The following is a 19,831-nucleotide window of genomic DNA, read 5'->3' as shown; positions in this document are numbered from 1 at the left end:
TGAGAGCTGTTTTTGGTTAGCGCTATTGCTCGCGCTATGGGATGGCAATCGTTTCGAACCTGAAAAGCTTGGGAAAGAGTGTGGCGAAACCCTAAGAATTACCGTAGCATCAATAAATACGGTAAAGAAAAAGTAATATGTATTAAATATAAACACCAAATACAAAAGGAATTCAGTTTTTCTGATTTCTACCTTAATATGAGAATTATACCAGCAATAGATATCATCGACGGAAAGTGCGTTCGGCTCACAAAAGGCGACTATGACACAAAAAAAATATACAACGAAAATCCCCTTGAAGTTGCAAAGAAATTTGAAGCTCATGGGATAGAGTATCTTCATGTAGTGGATTTAGATGGTGCCAAAAGCAAGCACATTGTGAATCACAAAATCCTAGAAAGTATAGCCTCTAATACAGGATTGAAAATCGATTTTGGTGGTGGTTTAAAGACGGACGAAGACCTTAAAATTGCGTTTGATAGTGGTGCAAATCAAATAACAGGAGGAAGCATTGCTGTTAAAGATCCTGAACTATTTATTGGATGGTTAGAAAAATATGGCAGTGATAAAATAATTTTAGGAGCAGACGCCAAGAATGAAAAAGTGGTAATTAGTGGTTGGAAAGAAGACAGTAACCTTGACTTACTGCCTTTTATAAACGATTATGAAAAAGATGGAATTAGATATGTAATCTGTACAGACATCAGTAAAGATGGAATGTTAGAAGGCCCGTCATTTGATCTCTACGAAAAAATAATCAGAGGTTCCACTAGCGGAGGAGGGATGAAACTTATTGCATCTGGAGGAATTTCAACCTTTGATGAACTGCCAAAACTTCAAGTGATGGGTTGTGAAGGCGTTATCATTGGTAAGGCAATATATGAAAACAGAATTAGCCTACAACAACTAGAAAATTATATAATATCAAAGTAGAGAAAAGAAATCAGAAATTAGAATCTGTTGTTTCTAATTCCGTTTTTCTACTTTCTAATTTAAAACAAAAGTGCTAACAAAAAGAATCATTCCTTGCTTGGATATTAAAAACGGTAGAACCGTTAAAGGCATCAATTTTATAAACTTAAGAGATGCAGGAGACCCTGTGGAATTAGCTTCCTATTATTCAAAAAATGGAGCTGATGAGTTAGTGTTTCTAGATATTTCTGCTACTGAAGAACGAAGAAAAACCTTAGCGAATCTTGTCTTAGAAATAGCAAAGACGATAAACATTCCATTTACAGTAGGTGGTGGTGTTTCTAGTGTTGCAGATGTTGAGTTGCTTTTAAAAAACGGTGCGGACAAGGTTGCTATTAATTCTGCAGCAGTTAAGAACCCTAACCTTATTAATGAAATCTCATCTGCTTTTGGTTCGCAATGTTTAGTGGTGGCTATTGATGCAAAGCAAATTGATGACGATTGGATTGTTCATTTAGTAGGGGGCAAAGAGCCTACTAGCACACGATTGTTTGATTGGGCTTTTGACGTTGCTGAACGCGGTGCAGGCGAAATCTTATTTACTTCCATGGATCATGACGGAACTAAAAATGGCTTTGCAAATGAGGCTCTTAAAAGATTGAGTGGGATAGTTAATATACCCATAATTGCTTCCGGTGGTGCTGGAACTATAGATCACTTTGAGGAAGCATTTACTAAGGGAAAAGCAGACGCAGCTCTAGCCGCAAGTGTTTTCCATTTTAAAGAAATTGAAATTTCAGCACTTAAAAATACATTGTCTGAACAAGGCATTTCGATACGATTATAAAACAAACATTAATAAATTCGTTGCTCGTCCTTCGAATTTCCAAATTTCACAAATGAACATTGACTATTCAAAATATACCGACGGCTTAGTGCCAGCAATTATCCAAGATGCAACCACTCAAAAGGTGTTGATGCTTGGTTTTATGAACGAAGAAGCCTTTCAAAAAACAAAGACATCAAAACTCATGACATTTTATAGCCGTTCCAAAAAACGACTTTGGACAAAGGGAGAAGAAAGTGGAAACTATTTAAACCTAGTTTCCGTTTCATTGGATTGCGATAATGATAGTTTACTATTCCAAGTAAATCCTTTAGGGCCAGTTTGTCATAAAGGGACAGATACCTGTTGGGAGGAAGATAATAAAGCTAGTTTCGGGTTTATATCCACCCTTGAAACTATTATTGAAGATAGAAAAAACACGGCTGAAGCCTCAAAGAGTTATGTAGCTTCTTTGTTTGCCGATGGAATTAATAAAATAGCGCAGAAAGTAGGAGAAGAGGCAGTTGAAGTTATCATCGAAGCAAAAGATAACAACGGCGATTTGTTTTTAAACGAAAGTGCCGATTTGCTCTTTCATTATCTTATTTTACTGAAGGCAAAAGGGTTTTCTCTAAATGATGTTGTTGAGGTTTTAAAGAAAAGAGGGTGAACTAAAATAGAAAAATAAAAATAGGACATTATATTTTTTTCTTATAATCACCTGCAAGAAAAGTAGCTTTATGCGTTTAATTAAAAGGGGAATTAGTTTTCTATAAACACGCAAGGCTAAAGGAAAATAGAAGTCAAAAGTTGATATAAAGCTTGCGATTTTTATTTTGGTTTTATTTTGTTTCCGAAATGATTTCCAAAGTTTGCTCAATCCAGTCTTGATTAAATTTTAAATTGATTGATGGAGTCACACCAATTCCTTCGTATTTGAAGAATTCGTTATGAAAATTCATATCGGTTAAATAAAAGTAGAAGTACCCCGACGGTGAGTTTACATCACTGTTTTCGACACCATAAGCAATCGTCCCCATAGTAGTTTGTCCTAGATGTATCGCTTTGTCATTTTGTAATACTTTGGTGGTAAATTGTTCTGCATTACTTGCTGTAAATTGATTAGTAAGTACATAAATAGTTGCATTACTTTTTTTAAAAACCTTTAAAAATGGATCTGACACCTCATAACTTCCGCCACCATTGCTTCGTAAGTCGACAATAAGATTGGGTGCGTTAAAGTTATTTTCAAAATATTTTATAAAATCTTTTTGTTCTTTTCTGTTTCTAGTACTTCCAGAGAAATTTCCAAAGTATACATAGTCAACAGCATCATTTAGTTCTTTAAACTTCCATTTAGGAGTATCGCTTGGCACAAATTCTTCATTGTTATCATTCCCTATTTTTTTGAAGCTCCACAAGCGTCCATTGTCAAAATCCATACTCTTAATCACATAGGGCGTAAACTTGTTTGTGTTTGTATACTTTATAGTGTATTTGTTATTTTGTTCAGGGTGAATGGTAGCCATAATTTGCCCAGGTTCCCAAAGCGGTAGATCTGTTTTTAAAAATGTAGCGATATAGCTATCATCAATTTTAGACTTGTGTATCACTGCGATATTTTCTTTGCTTCTAAGTGCATAGATTCCTTCGATACTCCTGTCAGGCGAGTTTTTTAGTTGCTCTTCTAATTGAGAAAGGTCTTCGGTAGTTCTAGGATGATTTTTATAATGCTCGGTTTCTTTGAATTTGGCTATTTTTAATTCATTTGTACCATTCGTTTCATTAAAAAACGGGTTGTTAATATATATATTAATGTGATTGTCTTTCACTATTGCTAATTGTTCTTGTAACATATAAAAACAGCTATTTAAGGTGCTGGGAATCTCCATTTTTGCTGAAAGGGTTTCGTGTTTCAATTTAAAGGTATTTTCATTTGCTGTGCCTTTGATTTGCTTTTTATACGAAGGCATTTTCTTCATTCTTTTTACTAAGAAATCAAGATCTTTTTTACAATCACAAGTTTCGGTTTGTGCGTTCGTAAAGGTGGTTAATAAACCTGCTAGGAAGATGGTGAAAAGTATTTTCATGTTGTTTGTTTTAATTCTGATATCTCCAGATTTGTTATTGTTTGATAAGGCAAACATATTTCAATTAAACTAATGGGACTATTATATACAGTAACTTGGGGTGAAATTACCGCTCCTTGTGGTGAACAATTTAAGGTTGTTTTAAACTGTGGTTTTTATATGGCATAAAGCTATTGCTGAAATGTACTTTTAACCTTTTCGGAGTGGGATTTTGAAACAGGAACTACCGTTTCAGCAGTAAGAATTAGGTATAGTTTCCCACCTTCCATTTTAAATTGCTGAAAATGATTTGGGTTCATTAAATAGGAGCGATGGGTCCGCATTAATTGTGGAATTGAAGTTTCAATTTTTGATAATTTATTTCTGATAAGTTGTTTTTTGAGAATGCCATTGTTCAAAAATATAACTTCAATATAATTATCATCCGCTTTAATAGCGATCAAATCGTTTAATGCAAGTCGAAGCCCTTCATAGGTTCCTTCGCCTTCAACTTCCATTTTTTTGTCCTCGATTTTTTTTTCAAAGTAACGACCAAAAGCCCAACGTCCAATCGCAATTATTGGTAAAATGGTTGCGATTGCTGGCAAATAGATTGCAGTAAAGAAATAGGCCAAGGAATAGGGGTTTTCTTCTCCAGCTACTACTATATATAGATATATACTTCGGGTAAGCACTAATCCAAATAAAAACATAAAAAGGAAGAATCCAAGTTCACTACAAAGTGACCAATTCCCTTTATCCTTTGCGTATAAAAACCCTTGTAAAGGCAATACTAGTAGATATGCAATAGCCCCAGTCAAGCTGTATAGTGGCAGGTAGAGTAGCTTTTCGGCACCATTTAATTCACTCGTGTCTAATGGTTCGGTAAGTGCTAAGAATAAGAAAATCCAAATAGCTAAACCTAAAGAGATAAGCATGTGGTGTTTTAATAAAGGGTCAAAGGGGAATTTTTTTTTCAAAGTGAAATCTTTAACTTTAGGAATAAAATTATAAAAATACATTTGTTTTCTAATATTTTAGAAATTAAACGAAGCCTATTTCTGTTTAAAAACAACGTTCTGTTATAATTAGACTAACGTGCGGTTAATTTTTTGTTGATATATAAATTAGGAAAAGTCTAAACACATATAAAATTAATTTACTTTTCTGTTTTAATAATACAAATCCCTATGGTGATAAGACGAAAGTATAAAAGAAAGCAAGCTATTGTGGTTAAAAAAATTCCAAAGATCAAAAATGAGATTCCAGGGGCTGTTAATTATACAGGAAAAAAAGATTTTAATGTTACTAAGATTGAAATTATTGATTATTCCAAAAATCATTATAAACGTATTGATAGCGAGCATATTGATGATGCATTCGCATTTGAGAATTCAGAGCATATAACTTGGATAAATGTAAATGGATTAAATAACACAGCTGAAATTGAACGTTTGGGAGAATACTATAACCTTCACCCATTGATTCAGGAAGATATCGTTTCTACACACCAACGCCCCAAAATGGACGAATATGACAATTATCTCTTTATCGTTTTTAAAATGTTACATTATACAGATGAAGGTGTTTTAGTAAATGAGCACATAAGTATGGTGATTGGGAAAAACTACGTTACTACGTTCCAAGAAGCAGACGGAGATGTATTTGATAATATTAGAGACCGTTTGGAGAATGCTAAGGGAAGAATAAGAAATAAGGGTGCTGATTATTTAATGTTTGCTTTATTAGATGCAGTTGTGGATAATTATTTCAGTGTAATTGAAACATTGAGTTCTAAAATAGAAATTATTGAAGATCAGCTGTTTGAAGGTAAGCATCAAGATGGTATCATTCAGGACATTCAATTTTTAAAGAAAGAAATATTGAGAATTCGAAAAGCAATAATACCCTTACGAGAGGTAATTAATAGACTGGAAAAAACTGATATAGATTTAATAGAGGCTCTCACTCAAAATTATATTAGAGATTTATACGATCATATTATACAAGTTTCAGAAAGTGTTGATTTATATCGCGAAATGATATGGGGACTTATGGATATGTACATGACAACCATAAGTAATAAAATGAATGAAGTGATGAAAGTACTTACGATTATGGCTTCTATTTTTATTCCGTTGACTTTTATGGCAGGTATTTATGGGATGAATTTTGAGTATATGCCGGAACTCAAATTTAAATATGGTTACTTCTGCTTATGGGGAGCAATGATTATGGTTTTTGCTGGGCTAATTTGGTGTTTTAAACGAAAAAACTGGTTTTGATTCAGTTGGCGGTAGTAGTCTCTAGTGCGCCGAGGCAGCAAACATAGAAACGGTTTCAGACATTCTGGGACCATTTTTATGTTTTAATTTTTTTCTAATTACGCCCTACTTAATCCACTTTTTACCAGCAGCTCCTTTACTATAAAAATATAGAAAAATTGAAATGGCTAATACAGTCAAAGGCATTGCTGTTGCAATGGCTCCAGAAACCTCCATTATATTTGTTGATATTAACCAATAAAGTTCTGCGATAAGTACAGTTAATAATGAAACCATAAAAAATAGGATGGCAATCTTTTTCTTTGTTAATAATAAAGCGCAACCTATAACTCCAGAAAAAACTGCAATTGCAAATAGAGCTGAGTACCACATTGGCAGCGACTCCATAATACTATATTCTTCTGGGCTAACGGACGCTCTTAAGCTTTCCAAATCGTAATTCCCTATGTAGAATTGATATACGCCCATTAAATTCCATAATAATCCAATAATAGCGACAATCCAAAATGATTTTGGTGGGTTTTTTAAAGTGCTCATAATACTTGGTTTGGTTGTTTGTAAGTAATAAATATAGTGATTTTCATTTATCTTTAAAGTCTAAACCCAATTTATGAGTAATACAGTACCAAAACAGAGCTTCGATTTTTTAAAAAAATTAGCAAAGAATAATCATCGCGATTGGATGACAGAAAACAAGAAGGAATACTTGGAAAGTGAGAAAATGTTAAAACAATTTTATGCTGAAATTTTATCTGGTTTATCTGAAACAGATGAAATTGAAAAACAAAAGATATTTAGAATAAATAGAGATATTAGGTTTAGTAAAGACAAAACTCCATATAATGTGCATCGCAGTATAAGTTGGAGCAGAGCAGGAGTACATCGCAGAGGCGGTTATTATTTGCGACTAGAACCAGGTAATTCTTTAATGGCAGGGGGCTTCTTTTCACCTGAACCAAAGGATTTACTTAGAATAAGAAAGGAATTTGAAATAGATAGTCAACCAATTAGAGAAATCTTAAGTAACAAATGTTTTAACATGTATTTTAATGGGTTTAATCAAAAATTTGTAGTAAAAACTGCTCCGAAAGGATTTAAAAAGGAGGGGCCTAATATTGATTTGATTAGATTAAAGAGCTTTTTTGTTACTCGTAATTTTACAGATGAAGAGGTGTTCGCTCCAAGTTTTAATAAAAACCTAATTTCATATTATGAATTATTTAGGCCTTATTTTGATTATATGAGCGAAGTGTTAACCACAGATTTAAATGGGGAATCATTGCTTTAAAAAAAAGCAAAATCTAATAAAACCGAAAATGCCACTTTCATTTGAAAGTGGCATTTTCTATATTATTATTTAGTGGTAAAATTACAAGTTAGTCTAACTTAAATGTAACTCTACGCACAAGTTGACGAGCTTCTTGAGAACTCTTTTCAACACTTGTGTCTTCACCATTACCTATATGGCTTAGTCTACCAGCATCAATTCCTGAAGCTACAAGTATATCGTATACTTTTTTAGCTCTATTAGCTGAAAGGCTTGAATTAAATCCTTCATTGCCTATCTCATCTGCATACCCAATAAGTTGTGCTTTTGCAGCTGGGTTTTTCTTCATATAGACTTTTAAGTAGTTGATAGCATCTAAAGAATATGTTTGAGGTGCTGTACTGCCAGTCTTGAAGTATACATTTACATATCCTTCATTAAGAAGTTCTCTAACCAACGAGTTATAATCTATTGTTGTTGTTCCACCATTATAATCAGATTTAAGAACGTAGCGGTTATCTAGACTTGGTTCAATCTCATCCGGAATGCCATTTTTATTACGATCGATCGCAATACCTTTGGTGTTTACAGCTACTCCAGAAATAGTATTTGCTTCTCTATCTAAATAGTCTGCAACACCATCTTGATCTGTATCTATAAGATCTGTTTCGATTTTTGAAAGACGTTCCTCTAATTCAGCAAGTTTTGCACCGTCCACTGAAGAGCTGTCGGTCCAATCTGCATGCTTCTCATTATTACCTAGGTAAAATGTTAAACCTACAGATGCATTAACTAAAAAACCATTAGGACTAAACCCCTCATTTCTTTGAGTACCATCCCAAGTATATGTTTGTCTTACATTCAAAATACTAGAAAGGTCTCCAGTAAGAACTATGCGGTCAGTGATTCTATATTGAGGCGTTATACCAGCCATAATATGGAGCATATTGTCTGCGCCAGGTCTATCAGTTGGCTCTTTAGCATCTGCTCTAGCATATCCACCACCACCGTGCAAAAGAATACCAAATCTATTATTTTTAGATTTGTTAAAACCAAGTACGTTTGATGCATTTACAACACCTTGTAAAGACCATCTATAGTAATTAGTTTGATATTCTCCTGCAGGACTGTCATTGTCTCCTTTAAATGTATTTGCACCAAAATCTGCTTTAACACCAAATTTGTTATTAAACATATAACGAACCCCTACCGCAGCTTGTCCAAAACTAGCAGCGTGGATGTAATAACCAGGAGCGTGATATCTAGTAGGTTTATGAATTCCAGCCTCGATTTCTACGGACCATCTGTTAAAATCTGAACTTGCTTCTTGAGCAAACGTCATAATTGTGGTAGCAATTAATGCTAGGGTAAGTAAAATTTTTTTCATAATGAAATAAGTTAATTATAAGAGTGCGAAAATATAAAACTTATGTAAAACAGCCTACCTTTTTTTGATAACTTTAAGTACTTTCAGTGCAAGTAACAAAAAACTCGTTAACATGTTAAAAACGACTGATTTGCGTGTAATTTTTTTGTGTCTTATATTTTATGTTCAAATTGAATAAGATTGTTTTTAAGCCGTTCTTTTGTAATATTGATCATTCTTTTATTTAAGGCTGAGGAGTTTAAAATATATTTTTTATATTCTTCTTGAGTAAACTGTCCTATAAACATTCCTTTTAAAGCATTTCTGAATTTGATATCTCTATTGAGGGCAGTCTCAATATACTCTAGTTTGCGGTCAATGGTTAAATTGTGAAATACATTCTTATGTTTTTGAATGTAATTTTTGAAAACTAAGACAAATAAATCGTTTTGCATCTTAGCAATAGGCCGTATGGTCTCGTTCTGAAAACATTCTTCGTTTCCTGTATTTACTTCAAATTTTAGATTTGGTATTTCTGGGCGTGCTTCAAGGAGCTGTTGATCGCGACATTTCATCATAATCGTGTTTTTTTTAAAGGTACAATATGATAAAGGTTGTGAGGATACTAATAGCGCTTAGTTATAAACAGCACTATCAACAAAAATTAGGTGGTAATATGTTAATTTAAAGTATTTGGTTTTGATACGGTATCTATCTATTATAAGAAATATAGGTTCAAAAATATTTTTACAAATCCTGACATAGTTCGTCAAATTGCTGAATTAATAAACTAGCTTAAAAGGGTAAAAAAAATTGGTTTCCGTTTTGATGAAGGAAGTGTGTTTATAAATATATTATTTAAATGTTGGCCATAATATCTTGTCTTGGAATTAAAGAAACATTTAATATAAAGATTTAAGCAGTCGCGAGACTCAAGTTGTTATCATTAGAGAAGTTGTTTCTATTGGTTGATTTTCATTTCTATATTTGTAAGTGTCTGTTCCTATAAAAGCTAGCTTTAAAAACACCTCCTTAACAATAACTAATTCTTGTTAACCATCATAATATTTGTTTCTGTATTTAAATGAAGTGTGTATTCTTCGTTTTTAATCAATTTTTCAATCTCCATTTGTGATAAAACTTTACCACTTTCGTCCTTCTAAATAATTGAATCATAAAATTTGAAAATTGTGGTGTTGCTTTCATTTTTAATAGTCTAGTCCCGATGTAATATTAAGTCAGACAAAGTTTCACCTAATGCATCAGCGCTCAAATTTCGAGCTATTATAACGCCGTTTTTATCAATAAAAAAATTGTCTGAGATACTATTTACACCGTAAATAAGTGAAGCCATACTATTCCTTCCTTTTAAATCATTTAGGTGCTTCCAATTCAATGAGTCCTTTTTTATTGCTTCAGTCCAATGCCCTTGTTTTGTTTAATGACACTGCAAAAATCTCAAAATCTAATCTTTTAAACTTATTGTAAACACTTTTTAACTCAGGGTTTTCTTTGCGACAAGGAACACACTAAGATGCCCAAAACTCAAGCAAGATGTATTTCCCAGAATAATTAGAGAGTTTGTCTAGTTCACCGCTTCGATTACCCATAGAAAAGTCAACATACTTTTCGACTATTTTAGGAGTTTTACTAATTTTTATTTCCAAAAATTCTGCTACGATTATTCCGTGGGATGATTGTTTGTTTTTAATTGAAAATTTGTCAAATAATTTTTTTGTTTCTTCTTGGCCAAATACAGATGCAATAATGGATAGATTGTGAGCACTAAAAATGCTATTTGGGTTGTTTTTTATAAATGCAGTCTGAAGAGAAACCGTTTCTTGATAGGGGAGTTCTTTCATCGTATTCCATAATGATGTTGCTAAACTGTCTTTAACAGAACCACTAATTATAGCATCTTCAAAATTTGAATTGGAAGAATCAAAATACATCGGTTTGTTTTCTACCCATATTCTTTTTGCAGTTTAATCATCTCTATAAAGAATTAGTTCTAAAGGAAAATCTGTTAAGGGAGTATTAAGACCAAACGAGTTCTCTATTACTTTGACTGAATCAATGAATTTGTCTTTTAAAGGATCTTGCACTAATAAAACGGTTCTGTCAAGTGACTCCTTAGTTTTTCCGTGAAGCGAAAAGACACTATCATTTTGTCCAAAATTAGCTTGTGATACGAGTATAAATAGTAGTAGGCTTAATTTTTTTATCATCACTGTTTTTATATTGTAGGCGTGGATTATATAATAATGAAATTAAATAAAAAATGCCATCTATCACAACAATAGAGGGCATTTAAACCTTTCGTTAAATTTCAACCTTATATCGAAATCCGTACTTCAAAAAACTATTCCTTAGACAAGAAATCTTCCTTAGACTTCATCTCTGGCGCTGTCATCTCTTGTTTTTCTAAAACCTTTATAAATTTCTTACCTTCTTTATCTTGTATTGTTTGATATCTGGTTTTTTCAGTTGCAAACTCCTCTTTGATTAATTCATAGTTCTGCATTAAAGCTCCTGAAACCATATCATAACTAGTAGCTACGGTGCTATACAATTTGCCCATACGTTCTCTTAATTCTGGTTCTGCGGAGGCTACATAGTTGTCACCAGTAGTAACCACTAAGTCCTTGCGCAGTCCTTCCAAAGCATCCCAATACTTTTGAGATTCTTTGGCTCCTTTTCCATCAGCATCGATAACGTCTTTTGCGGTTGATTGGTAGGTGCCAATTTCGTATACCATATAGGCAAGATCTTCTACCATATCATACAGTTCTTTAGTAAGCGCTTCCTGTTCTTTGCGTTCATTAACTGAAGAAAGAGAACTGCTGTCATATTTGGTTTCAATAATTTGTTCGTAGGTGTCTTTACCTTTCTTTAAAATTACTTTGTATGTACCTTCAGAAGCACGAGGCGAAGTAAATCCTCCAAACGAGAGTGTCTTCGCGGCAGCCATCTTAGGATTAGACGTATTAAAATTCCAGTAAACTACATTGATACCTTTTGATTTTCCAGGATCCAAGCTTGTTATTTTATTCCCTTCCATATCCTGTAGTTCCATACTCATCTTACCAAAAGTATGTCTCTTTTTTAGATAATAAACAATGCGAGCAGCAGTAGGTTTATTTTGTCCAACAAATTGTGTTTCCGCACCAAAACTTCCCGCAAAGCCACTTTCTTCAACCATAGTAAAAGGTTTGTTTTTAAAGAAATGTACATTGCTTGCAAGCACTTCTTGATTTAGCTCTCGCAAGGGACTAATGTCATCTATTATAATAACGCCACGACCGTGAGTTCCCATAACAATATCATTGGTCTTTTTCTGCATATCAATAAAATGGATTGCAACAGGAGGCATATTGTTTGTAAAATGCGACCAATTTTTACCACCATCTATGGTTACATATAATCCCATTTCTGTTCCTAAAAATAACAAGTCTTCATTTACATAATCTTCTTGAATATTACGCACAAAGGCATTTTCCTGAATATCTGGAGAGATAATGTTGGTCCAAGTAGCTCCGTAATCTGTAGTTTTCATAGCATACGGTTTCATATCGCCAGATGTGTGACCTTCAAAAACAGCATAGGCAGTTCCTTTTCCATGAATACTTGCTTCAATATGATACACCCATGTGTTTTTTGGAATTCCAGTTAGGTTAGGGGTAACGTTACTCCACGTTTTTCCAAAATCTTTGGTTACTTGAATATTACCGTCATCGGTTCCTACCCAAAGTATGTTTTGATCTAATGGTGATTCGGCAATGGTAAAAATCGTAGTGTGATTTTCAGCACCGCTATTATCAACACTCAATCCACCAGAACTTGATTGGTCTTGTTTTGTTTTGTCGTTTGTCGTTAAATCTGGAGAAATTATTTTCCAGGTATCACCCATGTTTTCAGAAACATGTACAAATTGACTCCCCATAATAAAACGATCGGGCTGATGGGCACTTACTGCCATTGGCGCGTTCCAATTAAAACGTAATTCAGAATCCCCTCTTTTAGGCAATGGTTGGATTGTCTTTGTTCGTTTTCTATCGATATCATAACGCCATACGTTTTCTGCGCCTTGCATTTCGCTGTAAACAATATTTTTTGTTGGATGTTTTAAAACTCTAAATCCATCCCCATAACCCACACTATTCCAGTCACGAGCATTTACACCTCCTTCTGAAGAAGAAGGACCATACCAAGAACCATTGTCTTGTAAACCTCCATACACATTGTAAGGCTCTGCATCATCAACGCTAATATGGTAAAACTGGCTCAAAGGAAGATTTTCTACAATTTCAAAAGTAGTACCACCATTCCAAGAGCGGTATACACCACCATCAGTTCCAGAATAAATAACATCACTATCGTTTATATGAAATGCTAAATCGTGAATATCACTGTGCATATTTCCTAAATTCTTAAATGTATTTCCACCATCACGGCTAATAGATCCGTTTAGTCCTCCTTTTACTAAAATGTCAGGATTTTTAGGATCCACCACAATTCTTGAAAAATAGAAGGGTCTAACCACCAATCCGAAGTCATTATTTAAATGCTCCCAAGATTGTCCAGCGTTTGTAGATTTCCATAGTCCGTTTTTAGATTTTTCTTCAGTTTCTAAAACTGCATATAATATATTATTGTCACTCGGTGCTACCGCAATTGCAATTCTCCCTAATTTCCCAGCAGGGAAACCATTGTGTATCTTATCCCAAGAAGAACCGCCATTTGTAGATTTGTACAAAGCACTAGTTAATCCACCAGAATTAAAACCCCATCCACTTCGTCTAAACTCCCACATAGAAGCGTAGAGTATATTTGGGTTTTTAGGATCCATAATTACATCACTTGCACCCGTAGCAGGGCCTACAAATAATATTTTACTCCAAGTAGCCCCACCATCGGTAGATTTATAAACACCGCGATCTTCACTATCACTCCATAATGCACCCAACACTCCCACATACATAATATTTGTATCATTAGGATTAATTACTACGGAAGTGATTCGCTCACTATTTTCAAAGCCGGGTACTTCTTTAAAATTGTTTCCGCCATCGGTAGATTTAAAAAGTCCATCCCCAACCGAAACTGAATTACGTGTCCAAGTTTCACCTGTTCCAACCCAAATATTTTGATCAGGATTTTTAGGGTCTAGTGTCACAACACCAATAGATTGAACGTGTTCGTCAAAAATAGGGGAGAAGGTTGCGCCACCATCATTTGATTTCCAAACACCACCACCAGCAGTACCGGCGTATAAGATGCGAGGATTTGTAGGGTGACTTTCAAGATCGTTTATACGACCACTCATTAATGCAGGTCCTATATGACGCGCTTTCATGTCGCCAAAAAGTTGTTTTCCTTTTAAAGAAATTTCGTCTTGTGAGATACCAGTGAATGGCATTGCTAGGGCAACTGCCAACACCGAGAACAGAATTTTTTTCATCGTTTTTTAGTTTTTTATAACTCTAAAAATACAAGAAGTTTTTGCAATTTTAAAGTTAGGTTACTGCTAAAGTTAGTAGCTTAAATATTATAAATGTTACAAATACCGAAAAAAAAATATCCCCACCTTTTGAGGTGGGGATATTAATTGTATGCGCTCTATAAAATTATTTTTTTTCTTCAGTAGTCTTATCTTCCGGAAAAGCAAACATTGAAGCTTCCAGTTCAGGATTTAATATAATTTCCTTCATTTGGATTCCTTGCCCAGACATTGTCATAGAAAATGGAAAGTATAAACCATCCACTTCTTGGTAATCGCTCATTGTTGATGTTCCCATTTGCCCTTTCATGGGTCCAGCAGTAATTTCAGCTTCTGTCATAATTGGAACATAGTTTTCAGTATCAAAATAATAATAAGTCACAGAAGGCTCTTCTTTACCATCAACCATTACCGGTTTTTGAGTAAGCATAACCTTAAATACCTCAGTACCTTCTTTAGTTTCTTTTCCTAAATATTCTACGGCATAGCCTTTTTCTTTATAGTTTAAGAATGGAGAAGGGAAATCACCAAGTTTAGACTTCATATTAGCAGTTGCTTCTGCATCGCTCTTTTCTGGTAACATAGTCATGAAATTGGTTGTCCACATACTTTCACCATCAAAAGCAATTTGTGTCAATTCTTGTCCTTGGATGTTTATTTTCACTAATGTTCTTCCGTCTTTAGCGTTATACAATTCAACAGGAATTTCCATTCCACCTCCGCTGGCAGAACCTACCATTTTTACGCTTTCTAGCTTATTCCAAGCCTCAACTCCGCCTGTGTTTTCAAAATATTTTGATAATATTTCATCAGCAGTTTGTGCTGTTGCTGGAACCATTGCGATAACGATTAACGCAACAAAAAGTGTTTTTAAAGTTTTCATAGTTAATTATTTTGTTTTATAAATTTACTTTGTTGTAAAAGTAAGACTATCTTACCTTAAAAATGTTACAGGTTTTATAAATTTTACTAATATTCCGCCTTGTTGATAAGTCAAAAGCAATGCCATAAATATTTTATTCAAAAAACACCCTCCTAACCTCGCTCAAGAAAGGAACTGGGAACTTATAACTATTATTTTTTAAATAATGATTTTTAAACCCATAGAAACACGATTTAATAAAGTGAAAAGTTTCCGCTTTGATGAGGGATTAGTGGAGGGGTATTGTTTCTTTGAAATTTTATTATTGATTAAAAATCTCGAGAATTTATAAGTTTTCATTGAAATAAGATGCATTCACTAAAAAATGGTATTTTTGTTTTCTGAATACGTTTTCAGACTTCAAATTATATGAGCCAAAAAATTTTACTCAACGCAACCGAAGTACACATCGCATTGCATCGTTTGGCTTGTCAATTAATAGAAAACCACGATACTTTCGAAAATACCGTACTTATAGGGATACAACCAAGAGGTATATTTCTTGCAGAACGTTTAAAAAAAATCCTTTCTGAAGACTACAAAATAAAAAAAGTTCAACTAGGACATCTTGATATTACATTTTACCGTGATGATTTTAGAAGAAGTGAAAAACCTTTAGAAGCAAGTAAAACATCCTTGAACTTTATAATTGAAGACAAACGTGTTGTCTTTGTAGATGATGTTCTGTTTACAGGACGAAGTATTCGCAGTGCTCTCACGGCCATACAAAGTTTTGGGAGACCTCTTGAAATTGAATTATTAACGTTAATCGATAGACGCTTTAGCCGTCATTTGCCAATCCAACCAGATTATAGAGGTAGACAGGTAGATGCTATTGGTGATGAAAAAGTAAAAGTTTGTTGGAAAGATAAAGATGGAGAAGATGCCGTCTATTTAGTTAATGCATAGTGTGAATTTAAAAATACTTTTAAATAACAACCTTTGGAATTAAGTGTAAAGCATTTATTGGGCATAAAATACATTACTGAAAATGATATTCACCTCATTTTTGAGACCGCAGATCATTTTAAGGAAGTAATTAATAGGCCTATTAAAAAAGTGCCATCATTGCGAGATATTACGATCGCCAATTTATTTTTTGAAAATAGTACGCGCACAAGACTATCTTTTGAATTAGCGGAGAAAAGGCTTTCTGCAGATGTTGTTAATTTTTCTGCAGCTTCGTCTTCGGTTAAAAAAGGAGAGACTTTGGTAGATACTGTCAATAATATCTTATCGATGAAGGTAGATATGGTGGTTATTCGTCATCCAAATCCTGGAGCGGGTGTATTTCTTTCTAAAAACATTTCTGCAAGTATTGTGAATGCCGGAGACGGTGCGCACGAGCATCCTACTCAAGCATTGTTAGATTGTTTTTCCATACGAGAGCGTTTAGGTGATGTAGCAAGAAAAAAGGTGGTTATCGTTGGGGATATTTTACATTCAAGAGTAGCACTTTCAAATATTTTTGCACTCCAAAAATTAGGAGCAACCGTAAAAGTTTGCGGTCCAAAAACGTTAATGCCTAAATTCATAGAGTCTCTAGGGGTGAGTTACGAACCTAATCTAAAAAAAGCTTTAAATTGGTGTGATGTTGCTAATATGCTTCGAGTACAAAATGAGCGAATGGACATTAGTTATTTCCCTTCCACTAGAGAGTATACTCAACAATACGGTGTAAATAAAAAGCTACTGGAATCACTAGATAAAGAAATAATATTAATGCACCCTGGACCTATAAATCGTGGTGTGGAAATAACTAGTGATGTAGCAGATAGCAAACAATCTATCATTTTAGATCAAGTTCAAAACGGAGTTGCAGTGCGTATGGCTGTACTTTATTTATTAGCTTCAAAAATTGAAAGAAATGCAGATTAAGAATTCAGACACTTTTGTAACTTTGAAAGACGAATATGATGACATTAAAGATTTTGCCTCTTTTTTAGAATCTCAAATTCCCAATAAATTCAAGGATCAAAATGTAATTGTAGATCTAATGAAATATGAGAACCTAACACTCGAAGATTTATTGTTATTCATAAAAGTATCCAATACACATCGTAAAAATAAACAGTCATTTATACTTGTAAATAGTGCGATTGATCCTGATGAAATCCCAGTGGAAATGATTGTGGTTCCTACGTTGCAAGAAGGAGAAGATGTTTTGGAAATGGAAGAGATTGAACGTGATTTGGGATTCTAACTTCGGAAAAATACGGAAGTTTTAGGGACCACTCATTTACTTCAGCCTATAGTACTACATAAATTTTATTTATAAGAATATAATACCAGCGATCTTAAACTAAAATTCCAAACCTTGAACAAATGAAACTTACGATACTCGGTTGTCATTCTGCCGCACCACGATGGGATGCTAATCCTACGGCCCAAGTATTGGAAGTGAAAGGACATCTTTTTTTGATAGATTGCGCAGAAGGCACTCAAGTACAATTACGAAGATTCAAAATAAAATTCGCGCGAATTAAACATATTTTTATTTCGCATTTACACGGAGACCATTTCTTTGGATTGGTTGGACTTATTTCGACATTTAGATTATTGGGTCGTGAGGCAGATTTACATATATATGGACCAAAAGGGATAAAAGAAGCAGTATTACTTCAATTAAAACTTGGAAAAAGTTACACCAATTATAGTCTATATTTTCACGAATTGGAAAGTGACAAACCAGAACTGTTATTTGAAGATGATAAGGTTATGGTGACGACGATACCTTTAAACCATCGTGTGTATACCAATGGTTTCTTAATTACTGAAAAATTAGGAGAACGCATATTGAATATCGAGAAAGCCAAAGAATTAAGTGTTGAAATGGCGTATTATTCTAAAATAAAACAAGGTTTTGATGCACCAGATAAAGATGGTAATACTGTTAAAAACAGTAAAATTACTTTTGACCCGTCCCCATCTAAAACCTATGCGTATTGCAGTGATACGGCATATTTCCCTGAAATCATTCCGCAGATAAAAAATAGTAGTTGTTTATACCACGAAGCAACTTTTTTACAGGAGCATTTGGGTCTTGCAAAAAAGACAAAGCATAGTACAGCCGAAGAGGCGGCAAAAATAGCGGCGTCTGCCAACGTTGGAAAATTGATTTTGGGACACTATTCTGGACGTTATGGAGATTACGATCTCTTTATGAAAGAAGCACAAGCGTTTTTTATAAATACAGAACTTGCTAAAGATGGCAGAATTTTTGAAATTTAATTAAGTCTAAATATTAATCTTTTTATGGACTTGTGAAGACAGTAACGTCTTTTCAGTGCTGCTCAAAGAGGTAGTCCGGCTTTACTAAATTTAGGATTAATTTTAAAAATCACCAAAGCTTTTTTCTAAAACATTAAATTTTTAGGAGTTTAGGAGGACTATCGCGATTTCAGCTTAAAAAATTAACCCAAATTTAATCTTCCCTATTTTAAACATCCTTCATTCTTTGTACCTTGCAATAAACCTGAATAGACATGGATAAAAGCCTTCACGAATACCGCAAATCGTATACAAAAGGTAAACTTGACATCGCTGATGTTTCAAAAAACCCAATGAAACAATTCAATTCTTGGTTCCAAGAAGCTGAAAGTTCTCAAACAATTGATGAAGTAAATGCAATGACTATAAGTACTGTGGATGCCTCAGGTATGCCTAGAAACAGAGTAGTTTTATTAAAAGAAGTTACATTTGACGGTTTTGTTTTTTACACCAATTATAAAAGTAAAAAAGGAATTGCAATTGCAGAAAATCCTTTGGTTTCACTTTCATTTTTTTGGCCATCTTTGGAAAGACAAATTATTATTCAAGGCCGCGTTGAAAAAATTTCTGAAGAAAAATCAAAAGCTTATTTTAATACTCGTCCTAGAGATAGTAAGTTAGGAGCTTTGGTTAGTGAACAATCACAAGAGATTGCAAGCAGAAGCGAATTAGAAAAAAAGTTAGCAATGCTACAAGAAGAATTTAAGAATAAAGAAATTATAAAGCCTAAGGATTGGGGGGGGTATCTTATTAAGCCGTTGTTTTTAGAGTTCTGGCAAGGCAGAAGTAGTCGTTTGCATGATCGTATTTGTTATGCTAAAAATGAAAGTGGCTGGGATATAAAACGATTACAACCTTAAAATCTAGAAAGTCTGAAATTCCAAAAAAAAATATCAATTTTCAACAAAAATAATTAGCAGTATAAAATGAAAACCTTATACCTTACAAGACACGCAAAATCTTCTTGGAAACACGATGTTATAGATCACCAACGACCTCTAAAAATAAGAGGTGAAAAAGATGCAGCCCTTGTTTCAAAAGAAGTAACTAAAACAATGTTAGCGCCAGCAAAAATAATCAGTAGCGATGCTGTTAGAGCTTTTGCAACTGCAAATTATTTTAAAGATGCATTTGATATTTCTGACTTAGATTTTTCTGTAGACCACGAATTGTATGACTTTAGTGGTCAAAAAGTGATCAAGGCAATAAAAAATCTAGACGATTCATTAGATTGCGTATTATTTTTTGGTCATAATCATGCGTTTACATCCATTGTAAATATGTTGGGTAATAAATATATTGACAATTTGCCAACAGCAGGTTTTGTGGCTATTCAGTTTGATACAAATTCTTGGAGCGCTATCACAGTTGGTGAAACGATAAAAACAATTTTCCCACGAGATTTAAAATAATA

21 protein-coding genes are annotated in these 19,831 nt (G+C 33.8%); 11 read left to right on the top strand and 10 right to left on the bottom strand.

What is annotated here, in order from left to right; genetic code table 11:
- Nucleotides 1–198 precede the first annotated feature (198 nt).
- The 3 genes from hisA to hisIE all read left to right on the top strand — a co-directional run bounded on the left by hisA (nt 199) and on the right by hisIE (nt 2,408).
- Nucleotides 199–933: a 1-(5-phosphoribosyl)-5-[(5-phosphoribosylamino)methylideneamino]imidazole-4-carboxamide isomerase gene (gene hisA, locus ABXT67_RS14675; RefSeq protein ID WP_415374782.1), complete on the top strand. Its 735-nt coding sequence runs from the start codon at nt 199–201 to the stop codon at nt 931–933.
- Nucleotides 934–1,003: 70 nt separating this feature from the next.
- Entirely contained in the window at nt 1,004–1,759 is a 756-nt protein-coding gene (hisF, locus tag ABXT67_RS14670) for an imidazole glycerol phosphate synthase subunit HisF (protein ID WP_415374781.1), read from the top strand.
- Nucleotides 1,760–1,811: 52 nt separating this feature from the next.
- On the top strand, nt 1,812–2,408 hold the full coding sequence (gene hisIE / locus ABXT67_RS14665; protein ID WP_415374780.1) for a bifunctional phosphoribosyl-AMP cyclohydrolase/phosphoribosyl-ATP diphosphatase HisIE: 597 nt from the start codon (nt 1,812–1,814) through the stop codon (nt 2,406–2,408).
- 172 nt (nt 2,409–2,580) lie between these two features.
- On the opposite strand, the gene ABXT67_RS14660 is transcribed toward hisIE, so the two are convergent.
- Nucleotides 2,581–3,828 carry a hypothetical protein gene (locus tag ABXT67_RS14660; RefSeq protein WP_415374779.1) on the bottom strand — a complete coding sequence of 416 codons (1,248 nt, stop codon included), beginning with the start codon at nt 3,826–3,828 and terminating at the stop codon, nt 2,581–2,583.
- A gap of 170 nt (nt 3,829–3,998) precedes the next feature.
- A complete protein-coding gene (locus ABXT67_RS14655; protein WP_415374778.1) occupies nt 3,999–4,787 on the bottom strand; it encodes a LytTR family DNA-binding domain-containing protein in 789 nt (262 codons plus the stop codon).
- A gap of 210 nt (nt 4,788–4,997) precedes the next feature.
- Between ABXT67_RS14655 and corA the strand changes: the two genes are divergently transcribed.
- Nucleotides 4,998–6,092 (top strand): magnesium/cobalt transporter CorA, encoded by a 1,095-nt coding sequence (gene corA / locus ABXT67_RS14650; protein WP_415374777.1) that lies wholly within the window; start codon nt 4,998–5,000, stop codon nt 6,090–6,092.
- Between the two features lie 105 nt (nt 6,093–6,197).
- Here the strand turns inward: corA and ABXT67_RS14645 are convergent, their stop codons facing one another.
- The gene (locus ABXT67_RS14645) at nt 6,198–6,629 is read right to left on the bottom strand and encodes a hypothetical protein (protein WP_415374776.1); all 432 of its coding nucleotides are present in this window, start codon (nt 6,627–6,629) and stop codon (nt 6,198–6,200) included.
- Between the two features lie 73 nt (nt 6,630–6,702).
- Between ABXT67_RS14645 and ABXT67_RS14640 the strand changes: the two genes are divergently transcribed.
- Complete coding sequence (locus tag ABXT67_RS14640; RefSeq protein ID WP_415374775.1) at nt 6,703–7,380, top strand: DUF2461 domain-containing protein; 678 nt, start codon at nt 6,703–6,705, stop codon at nt 7,378–7,380.
- An 88-nt stretch (nt 7,381–7,468) separates the two neighbouring features.
- Here ABXT67_RS14640 and ABXT67_RS14635 read toward each other — a convergent pair whose 3' ends face one another.
- The 7 genes from ABXT67_RS14635 to ABXT67_RS14605 all read right to left on the bottom strand — a co-directional run bounded on the left by ABXT67_RS14635 (nt 7,469) and on the right by ABXT67_RS14605 (nt 15,108).
- Nucleotides 7,469–8,746, bottom strand: a complete 1,278-nt coding sequence (locus ABXT67_RS14635) for an OmpA family protein (RefSeq protein WP_415374774.1) — start codon at nt 8,744–8,746, stop codon at nt 7,469–7,471.
- A gap of 152 nt (nt 8,747–8,898) precedes the next feature.
- Nucleotides 8,899–9,303: a glyoxalase gene (locus tag ABXT67_RS14630; RefSeq protein ID WP_415374773.1), complete on the bottom strand. Its 405-nt coding sequence runs from the start codon at nt 9,301–9,303 to the stop codon at nt 8,899–8,901.
- Nucleotides 9,304–9,941: 638 nt separating this feature from the next.
- Complete coding sequence (locus tag ABXT67_RS14625) at nt 9,942–10,121, bottom strand: hypothetical protein (RefSeq protein WP_415374772.1); 180 nt, start codon at nt 10,119–10,121, stop codon at nt 9,942–9,944.
- Nucleotides 10,122–10,254: 133 nt separating this feature from the next.
- Entirely contained in the window at nt 10,255–10,677 is a 423-nt protein-coding gene (locus ABXT67_RS14620) for a hypothetical protein (protein WP_415374771.1), read from the bottom strand.
- A gap of 33 nt (nt 10,678–10,710) precedes the next feature.
- Nucleotides 10,711–10,953 carry a hypothetical protein gene (locus tag ABXT67_RS14615; protein ID WP_415374770.1) on the bottom strand — a complete coding sequence of 81 codons (243 nt, stop codon included), beginning with the start codon at nt 10,951–10,953 and terminating at the stop codon, nt 10,711–10,713.
- 134 nt (nt 10,954–11,087) lie between these two features.
- The gene (locus ABXT67_RS14610) at nt 11,088–14,186 is read right to left on the bottom strand and encodes a WD40/YVTN/BNR-like repeat-containing protein (protein ID WP_415374769.1); all 3,099 of its coding nucleotides are present in this window, start codon (nt 14,184–14,186) and stop codon (nt 11,088–11,090) included.
- Between the two features lie 166 nt (nt 14,187–14,352).
- Nucleotides 14,353–15,108, bottom strand: coding sequence for an outer membrane lipoprotein-sorting protein (locus tag ABXT67_RS14605; protein WP_415374768.1), 756 nt, complete (start codon nt 15,106–15,108; stop codon nt 14,353–14,355).
- A gap of 408 nt (nt 15,109–15,516) precedes the next feature.
- On the opposite strand from ABXT67_RS14605, the gene pyrR reads away from it, so the two are divergent.
- The 6 genes from pyrR (at nt 15,517) to ABXT67_RS14575 (ending at nt 19,829) form a co-directional block, all read left to right on the top strand.
- The gene (gene pyrR, locus ABXT67_RS14600) at nt 15,517–16,056 is read left to right on the top strand and encodes a bifunctional pyr operon transcriptional regulator/uracil phosphoribosyltransferase PyrR (protein ID WP_415374767.1); all 540 of its coding nucleotides are present in this window, start codon (nt 15,517–15,519) and stop codon (nt 16,054–16,056) included.
- A gap of 33 nt (nt 16,057–16,089) precedes the next feature.
- Nucleotides 16,090–17,025, top strand: coding sequence for an aspartate carbamoyltransferase catalytic subunit (locus tag ABXT67_RS14595; protein WP_415374766.1), 936 nt, complete (start codon nt 16,090–16,092; stop codon nt 17,023–17,025).
- Nucleotides 17,015–17,350: a ribonuclease Z gene (locus ABXT67_RS14590; RefSeq protein ID WP_415374765.1), complete on the top strand. Its 336-nt coding sequence runs from the start codon at nt 17,015–17,017 to the stop codon at nt 17,348–17,350. Before ABXT67_RS14595 ends, ABXT67_RS14590 begins: the two co-directional genes overlap by 11 nt.
- A gap of 122 nt (nt 17,351–17,472) precedes the next feature.
- The gene (locus ABXT67_RS14585) at nt 17,473–18,378 is read left to right on the top strand and encodes a ribonuclease Z (RefSeq protein ID WP_415374764.1); all 906 of its coding nucleotides are present in this window, start codon (nt 17,473–17,475) and stop codon (nt 18,376–18,378) included.
- A 254-nt stretch (nt 18,379–18,632) separates the two neighbouring features.
- Complete coding sequence (pdxH, locus tag ABXT67_RS14580; protein WP_415374763.1) at nt 18,633–19,277, top strand: pyridoxamine 5'-phosphate oxidase; 645 nt, start codon at nt 18,633–18,635, stop codon at nt 19,275–19,277.
- A gap of 66 nt (nt 19,278–19,343) precedes the next feature.
- Nucleotides 19,344–19,829 (top strand): SixA phosphatase family protein, encoded by a 486-nt coding sequence (locus ABXT67_RS14575; protein ID WP_415374762.1) that lies wholly within the window; start codon nt 19,344–19,346, stop codon nt 19,827–19,829.
- Nucleotides 19,830–19,831: the final 2 nt, after the last annotated feature.

Source organism: Patiriisocius sp. Uisw_017 (assembly GCF_047731265.1).
Taxonomy (GTDB): domain Bacteria; phylum Bacteroidota; class Bacteroidia; order Flavobacteriales; family Flavobacteriaceae; genus Patiriisocius.
This window is presented reverse-complemented; position numbering and strand designations above follow the sequence as displayed.

What these genes read in the sequence shown, in the direction of transcription:
- ABXT67_RS14615 (WP_415374770.1), bottom strand. Translation starts at nt 10,953, where the DNA reads ATGATAAAAAAATTAAGCCTACTACTATTTATACTCGTATCACAAGCT.
- ABXT67_RS14585 (WP_415374764.1), top strand. Translation starts at nt 17,473, where the DNA reads ATGAAACTTACGATACTCGGTTGTCATTCTGCCGCACCACGATGGGAT.
- pyrR (WP_415374767.1), top strand. Translation starts at nt 15,517, where the DNA reads ATGAGCCAAAAAATTTTACTCAACGCAACCGAAGTACACATCGCATTG.
- hisIE (WP_415374780.1), top strand. Translation starts at nt 1,812, where the DNA reads ATGAACATTGACTATTCAAAATATACCGACGGCTTAGTGCCAGCAATT.
- corA (WP_415374777.1), top strand. Translation starts at nt 4,998, where the DNA reads ATGGTGATAAGACGAAAGTATAAAAGAAAGCAAGCTATTGTGGTTAAA.
- ABXT67_RS14645 (WP_415374776.1), bottom strand. Translation starts at nt 6,629, where the DNA reads ATGAGCACTTTAAAAAACCCACCAAAATCATTTTGGATTGTCGCTATT.
- pdxH (WP_415374763.1), top strand. Translation starts at nt 18,633, where the DNA reads ATGGATAAAAGCCTTCACGAATACCGCAAATCGTATACAAAAGGTAAA.
- ABXT67_RS14605 (WP_415374768.1), bottom strand. Translation starts at nt 15,108, where the DNA reads ATGAAAACTTTAAAAACACTTTTTGTTGCGTTAATCGTTATCGCAATG.
- ABXT67_RS14630 (WP_415374773.1), bottom strand. Translation starts at nt 9,303, where the DNA reads ATGATGAAATGTCGCGATCAACAGCTCCTTGAAGCACGCCCAGAAATA.
- ABXT67_RS14640 (WP_415374775.1), top strand. Translation starts at nt 6,703, where the DNA reads ATGAGTAATACAGTACCAAAACAGAGCTTCGATTTTTTAAAAAAATTA.
- ABXT67_RS14590 (WP_415374765.1), top strand. Translation starts at nt 17,015, where the DNA reads ATGCAGATTAAGAATTCAGACACTTTTGTAACTTTGAAAGACGAATAT.
- ABXT67_RS14635 (WP_415374774.1), bottom strand. Translation starts at nt 8,746, where the DNA reads ATGAAAAAAATTTTACTTACCCTAGCATTAATTGCTACCACAATTATG.
- ABXT67_RS14660 (WP_415374779.1), bottom strand. Translation starts at nt 3,828, where the DNA reads ATGAAAATACTTTTCACCATCTTCCTAGCAGGTTTATTAACCACCTTT.
- ABXT67_RS14575 (WP_415374762.1), top strand. Translation starts at nt 19,344, where the DNA reads ATGAAAACCTTATACCTTACAAGACACGCAAAATCTTCTTGGAAACAC.
- ABXT67_RS14610 (WP_415374769.1), bottom strand. Translation starts at nt 14,186, where the DNA reads ATGAAAAAAATTCTGTTCTCGGTGTTGGCAGTTGCCCTAGCAATGCCA.
- hisA (WP_415374782.1), top strand. Translation starts at nt 199, where the DNA reads ATGAGAATTATACCAGCAATAGATATCATCGACGGAAAGTGCGTTCGG.
- ABXT67_RS14620 (WP_415374771.1), bottom strand. Translation starts at nt 10,677, where the DNA reads ATGTATTTTGATTCTTCCAATTCAAATTTTGAAGATGCTATAATTAGT.